The sequence below is a fragment of the Micromonospora craterilacus genome (assembly GCF_003236315.1).
In the GTDB taxonomy this organism is placed as follows: domain Bacteria; phylum Actinomycetota; class Actinomycetes; order Mycobacteriales; family Micromonosporaceae; genus Micromonospora; species Micromonospora craterilacus.
Window position 1 is genome coordinate 1 of the sequence record NZ_POTY01000341.1, and the last position, 5,141, is coordinate 5,141.

The following is a 5,141-nucleotide window of genomic DNA, read 5'->3' on the forward strand; positions in this document are numbered from 1 at the left end:
GTATAAGAGACAGTTCCGGCCCCGCCCGCTCCCGCTACGACCGCACCTTCCACCCCGACGTGGTCACCAAGCGCCTCATCGACGTGTACGCCTCGCTCGGCTGACCGCACGGTCCGGTCAACCCTCGGCGTCGGCCGAGTCGCTGCTCGATCCGGGATCGAGTGGCTTCCTCCGCCCTTCCTTGCAGCTAGTCCAGGCTGGCGCGGGCGGAGAAGGCGACGCTGGCCAGGAGGAAGCCGCCGTTCACGATGGTGAACCCGACCAGGGCCCAGAAGGTGAGGGCCGGGGCGAGCGCCAGCACCAGGGCGGCCACGAAGATCACCGCGCCGTAGTCGCGGACCAGCTTCACCAGGCGTACGGGCAGCGAGGTGGAGGTGACCATGCTGGCCGCGTTCGGGCCGGCCTGCATCACCGAGGTGACCAGGTTGACCATCCAGGTACCGGCGAAGGCCGCCACCAGCCAGGTCGGCGTCTCCGGTCGCTGCGCCACCGCGGTGGCGGCCAGCGCCGCGACCAGGGCGATCTGGGCGGCCACGTCGCAGAGCACGTCGACCCGGGCACCGGCCGCGCTGCCCTGCCCGGTCACCCGGGCCAGCTGACCGTCGGCGCAGTCCAGGGCGTACGCGACCTGCCAGCCGACCAGGGCGAGCAGCCCGACCACCCAGGCCGGGACGTCCCCGGCGGCCACCGGGCCGGCGAGGGCGACCACGGTGACCGAGGTGGCCAGCCCGAGCACCAGGTTGGTGATGGTCAGCGTGGTCGGGCGCAGCCCGAGCCGCTGCGCGACCAGCGCGAAGACCGCGCCGATCCACTGGCTAACCGACTCGCTGAACAGGCCACCGCCCCGGTTCACCCGGTGGAAGTCGGCGGCCGTGGGGCGGGACGGCTCAGCCAAGCTGATCACGGAGGGCGTCAACGTAGTCTCCCAGCCGGGTGCGAAGGTCGTCAGCGGGCAGCGCGAGGTGTTCGAGGATCGTGTACCGGTCCGGCCGGGTACGCGGGGCGAAGGCCACCGCCTCGACGAACTGCTCGTCGGTGAGCCCGAGGTCGCCGGGCCGGGTGGCCAGGCCGTGCCGGTGCAGGCAGCGGGCGAGCTGGCCGAACCGTTCCAGGTCGCCCCGGAGGAAGGTGCAGAACAGCGCGCCCAGGCCGGCCTGTTCGCCGTGTGAACCGGTACCCGGGTAGAGGTGGTCGATGGCGTGCGAGATCTCGTGGTCGCCGCCGCTCGCCGGCCGGCTGGAGCCGCAGATCGACATCGAGATGCCGCCCAGGATCAACGCCTCGGCCAGCGTGGTCAGGAACGCGTCGTCGTTGATCTTGCCGGGGTGGTTGACCAGCGCCTCCGCCCCGGTCCGGGCCAGCGTCACGGCGAGCCCGTCGATCGGCTCGTTGCGTACCTCGTGGGCCAGCTCCCAGTCGGCGCAGGCGCTCAGGTTGCTCACCGCGTCGCCGATGCCGGCCTGGGTCTGCCGGTCCGGGCCGTTCTCCACGAAGTCGAGGTCGACCAGGACCGCGATCGGGATGTGCACCCCGTACGAGCCCTTGCCGCCGTCGTGGGTCAACGACGCCACCGGGGAGGCGATGCCGTCGTTGGCGAGGCTGGTCGCCACGGTGACCATCGGGATGCCGTAGCGGGTGGCGGCGTACTTGGCGGTGTCGATGGTCTTTCCGCCGCCGATGCCGACGACCGCGTCGTAGTGCCGGTGACGTAGCTTGTCGCCCAGCTCGTTGGCGGAGTCGACGCTGCCGCCGGCGACGGTGAAGACGTCGGCCGAGCCGAGCGACGGCCGGCAGAGTTCGACGATCTTCTCGCCCTGCCCCGGGCCGACCACCACCGCTACGTCGCCGCCGCCGGAGATCCGCCGGTCGGCCAGCAGCACGCCGAGGTCGGCCACGGCGCCCCGGCGGACCTCGATCGACAGCGGCGTCGTGACGGTACGGGCTAGTAGCGGCATGCGATCTCCCGCGCCCGGGCCAGGTCGTCGTGGTTGTCGACCTCCACCCAGGCCACGTCCCCGATCGGGGCCGGCCGCACCTCGCCGCCCCGGTCGGCGAACTCCTGGTACCCGTCCTCGTAGTACAGGTTCGGGTCACGCCGCCAGGTGGTCTCCAGCGCGTCGGCAAGGGCCTCGGCCACCTGCGGCTCGATCAGCGTCGCCCCGATGTACTCGCCGTACGCCTCGCCCGGGTCCATCAGCTTGGTGATCCGGGTGAGCTGGCCGGCGGCGTCGAAGGTGGTCTTCATCTCCTCCTCGGCCAGCGGCTTGATGGTGTCGATCGCGAGCAGGATGCCGGGGCCGCGCTCGGCCAGCAGGGTCTTCTCCACGCTCACCGGGTGCACCGTGTCGCCGTTGACCAGCAGCACGCCCCGGGCGAACCAGTCGCGGGCCAGCCAGAGGGAGTAGGCGTTGTTCCACTCCTCGGCCTTGTCGTTGTGCACTAGGGTGATCTTGACGCCGTAGCGGAGCTCCAGGTCGGCCTGGCGTTCGCGGACGGCGTCCGCCGCGTAGCCGACCACCACCACGACATCGGTGAGCCCCACCTCGGCGAGGTTGCGCAGGGCGATGTCGAGGATGGTGATCTCACCGTCCACGGGCACCAGCGCCTTGGGCAGGGTGTCGGTGTACGGGCGCAGCCGGCGGCCGGCTCCGGCTGCCAGCACCATTCCGACCATGCCGGCATCAGTTTCTGTTCTCGCGGCGTTCACCGAAGGAGGATAGCGCCGCCGCTCACGGACCGGTCGACCGAAGGATGGTGAAGGCCCGCTCCGCGATCTGCCGGATCAGGCCGTCGTTGACGTCGCGGTGCTCGTCCAGCAGGTCGAGGTCGTCGGGGCCGAGCCAGCGGTACTCGGTGTGCTTGTCCGCTTCCAGCACCGGTGCAGCCAGGTCGCCGTCGACCCGGATCAGCCAGTCGCTCTCGATCCGGGCCAGGCCGTCGTCGCCGACGTAGCGGTACTCGCCGACCGGGCCGACGATCTCCGACACCCGCCAGCCGGTCTCCTCGGTGACCTCCCGCCGCAGGGCCTCCTCGACGGTCTCGCCCGGTTCGAGGTGCCCGCCGACGATGTCCCAGCAGTTGGGGAAGAGGCGTCGGTGCGGGGAGCGGCGCTGGAAGAAGATTCGCCCGTCGGGAGCGATGATCAGCGCTCCGGCACAGCGCAGCGGCTCGTTGGACATCTCGAAGACCCTAGCCGTCGGTGGTCTTGTCCTGGAAACGTGCGGGGCTCACCATTGCGGTTAGCCGCGTACCGCCGTCCCAATGGGGTGATGTGTGATGCAGGTTCGGGAAGCGATGTCCAGTGAAGTTCTCGTGGTCGGTCCAGAGCACACCCTCCGCCAGGCGGCGCGAATGATGTCGGAGCGGGGCATCGGCTCGGCCGTGGTGATCGACCCGGATGCCGAGGGAATCGGGATCATGACCGAACGCGACGTGCTCAACGCGATCGGCGCCGGGCTGGATTGCGACGCCGAACGGACCGGCGCCCACCTGACCTGGGACGTGGTCTACGCCGGGCCGGAGTGGACGATCGAGGAGGCGGCTGCGGCCATGGCCCGGGGCGGCTTCCGGCACCTGGTGGTCCTCGACGGCCGTGAGGTGGCCGGGGTGATCTCGGTACGCGACATCATGCGGGTGTGGGCGGCCAGTCGGATGGTCGGCACCGGCTGACCCGGCGACCCCCGCACGGACCGGCCGGGACGGCCCGCTCAGCCGTCCGGCCGGATCTGTTCCGCAGCCGGGGCGACCCGTGGCGACGGCCGGACGGTCCGGTTCACCCGACCCGGTGGCTCAGGATGCGGACATCGCCGTGCCGTCCGCGTACGCACCGCCACCGCCCGTACGCTGAACAGCCATGACCGCCGAGCAGCTGATCTCCTTCGCCCGTGGCGCCCCCTCACTGGACATCGTCGATGTCGAAGGGCTCAAGGCCGCCGCCGTCCGCGCCTTCGACGCCGACCCCGCCGGGGTGACCGCGTACGGCACCTCCGTCGGTTACCTGCCGCTCCGCAAGTGGATCGCCGACAAGCACGGGGTCGAGGCCGACCAGGTGCTGATCACCAACGGCTCGTTGCAGGCCGACGCCTTCCTCTTCGACCACCTGGTCCGCCCCGGGGACGCGGTGGTGGTGGAGCGCCCGACCTACGACCGCACCCTGCTCAACCTCCAGCGGATGGGCAGCGAGCTGCACGGCGTCACCATCCAGCCGGACGGCCTGGACACCGCCGAACTGCGCAAGCTGCTGGAATCCGGGGTGCGTCCCCGGCTGGCGCACGTCATTCCGAACTACCAGAACCCGGCCGGCGTGACGCTCTCCCTGGACAAGCGCCGCGAGCTGCTCGACCTCGCCGGCGAGTACGGCTTCACGATCTTCGAGGACGACCCCTACGCCGACATCCGGTTCCGTGGCGAGCCGCTGCCATCGATGTTGTCGATGGACACCCGCGGCGTCGTCGTGCACGCCTCCAGCTTCACCAAGACGGTCTGCCCCGGCGTGCGGGTGGGCTACCTGGTCGGCCCGGCGGACCTGATCGGCGACGTCGCGAAGAAGGCGACCAGTCTCTACATCTCCCCGGGCATGGTCTCCGAGGCGATCGTGCACCAGTTCTGCGTGTCGGGGGACATCGAGCGTTCGATCGACACGGTCCGGGCGGCCCTCGGCGAGCGGGCCCGGGTGCTGGCCGAGTCGCTGCGCCGGCACATTCCGGAGGCCCGGTTCGTGGAGCCGGACGGCGGTTACTTCCTCTGGATCGAGCTGCCCGAGGACGTCGAGGCCGACAAGCTCGCCCCGGCGGCGGCCGAGCGCGGCGTCGCGGTGGTCAAGGGCAGCGACTTCGTGGTGGACGGTGGGCGGCACGCGCTCCGGCTGGCCTTCTCCGCGGTGACCGCGGATCGGATCGACGAGGGCGTCCGGCGGCTGGCCGAGGCGATGGAAGCCGTCCGCAGCTGAATTTCTGTCGGGTTTCTGACAAAACGACGATCCCAGCCGCCCCAGGACTCCCACTGGGGCGGCTCGCGGCCCACAATGCTGCGAGCGTCACAAACCACGCGTACTGGAGGTCACGCCGGCTCCGGCCGCTGCGGTCCTCACCCGGCGCGGCCCGGCCGCCCCGCACGCTGGTGTGACGCGGCCAGCACAACCC

The 5,141-nt window shown here is 71.1% G+C and carries 6 protein-coding genes; 2 read left to right on the top strand and 4 right to left on the bottom strand.

The window, feature by feature from the left end:
• Nucleotides 1-187: 187 nt before the first annotated feature.
• From C1I95_RS31635 to C1I95_RS31650, 4 genes are read right to left on the bottom strand one after another with little or no spacing between them, the layout of a single operon-like run.
• Nucleotides 188-904 (bottom strand): CDP-alcohol phosphatidyltransferase family protein, encoded by a 717-nt coding sequence (locus C1I95_RS31635; RefSeq protein ID WP_111219491.1) that lies wholly within the window; start codon nucleotides 902-904, stop codon nucleotides 188-190.
• On the bottom strand, nucleotides 888-1,955 hold the full coding sequence (locus C1I95_RS31640) for an iron-containing alcohol dehydrogenase family protein (protein WP_111219493.1): 1,068 nt from the start codon (nucleotides 1,953-1,955) through the stop codon (nucleotides 888-890). Before C1I95_RS31640 ends, C1I95_RS31635 begins: the two co-directional genes overlap by 17 nt.
• Nucleotides 1,943-2,674, bottom strand: a complete 732-nt coding sequence (locus tag C1I95_RS31645; protein WP_111219495.1) for a phosphocholine cytidylyltransferase family protein — start codon at nucleotides 2,672-2,674, stop codon at nucleotides 1,943-1,945. The genes C1I95_RS31640 and C1I95_RS31645 overlap by 13 nt, the downstream gene beginning before the upstream one ends.
• Before the next feature lie 55 nt (nucleotides 2,675-2,729).
• Nucleotides 2,730-3,179 (bottom strand): NUDIX domain-containing protein, encoded by a 450-nt coding sequence (locus C1I95_RS31650; protein WP_111219497.1) that lies wholly within the window; start codon nucleotides 3,177-3,179, stop codon nucleotides 2,730-2,732.
• Nucleotides 3,180-3,276: 97 nt separating this feature from the next.
• Here C1I95_RS31650 and C1I95_RS31655 point away from each other — a divergent pair, with 97 nt between their 5' ends.
• On the top strand, nucleotides 3,277-3,669 hold the full coding sequence (locus tag C1I95_RS31655; RefSeq protein ID WP_111219499.1) for a CBS domain-containing protein: 393 nt from the start codon (nucleotides 3,277-3,279) through the stop codon (nucleotides 3,667-3,669).
• Nucleotides 3,670-3,853: 184 nt separating this feature from the next.
• Nucleotides 3,854-4,948 carry an aminotransferase-like domain-containing protein gene (locus C1I95_RS31660; protein WP_111219501.1) on the top strand — a complete coding sequence of 365 codons (1,095 nt, stop codon included), beginning with the start codon at nucleotides 3,854-3,856 and terminating at the stop codon, nucleotides 4,946-4,948.
• Nucleotides 4,949-5,141 lie beyond the last annotated feature (193 nt).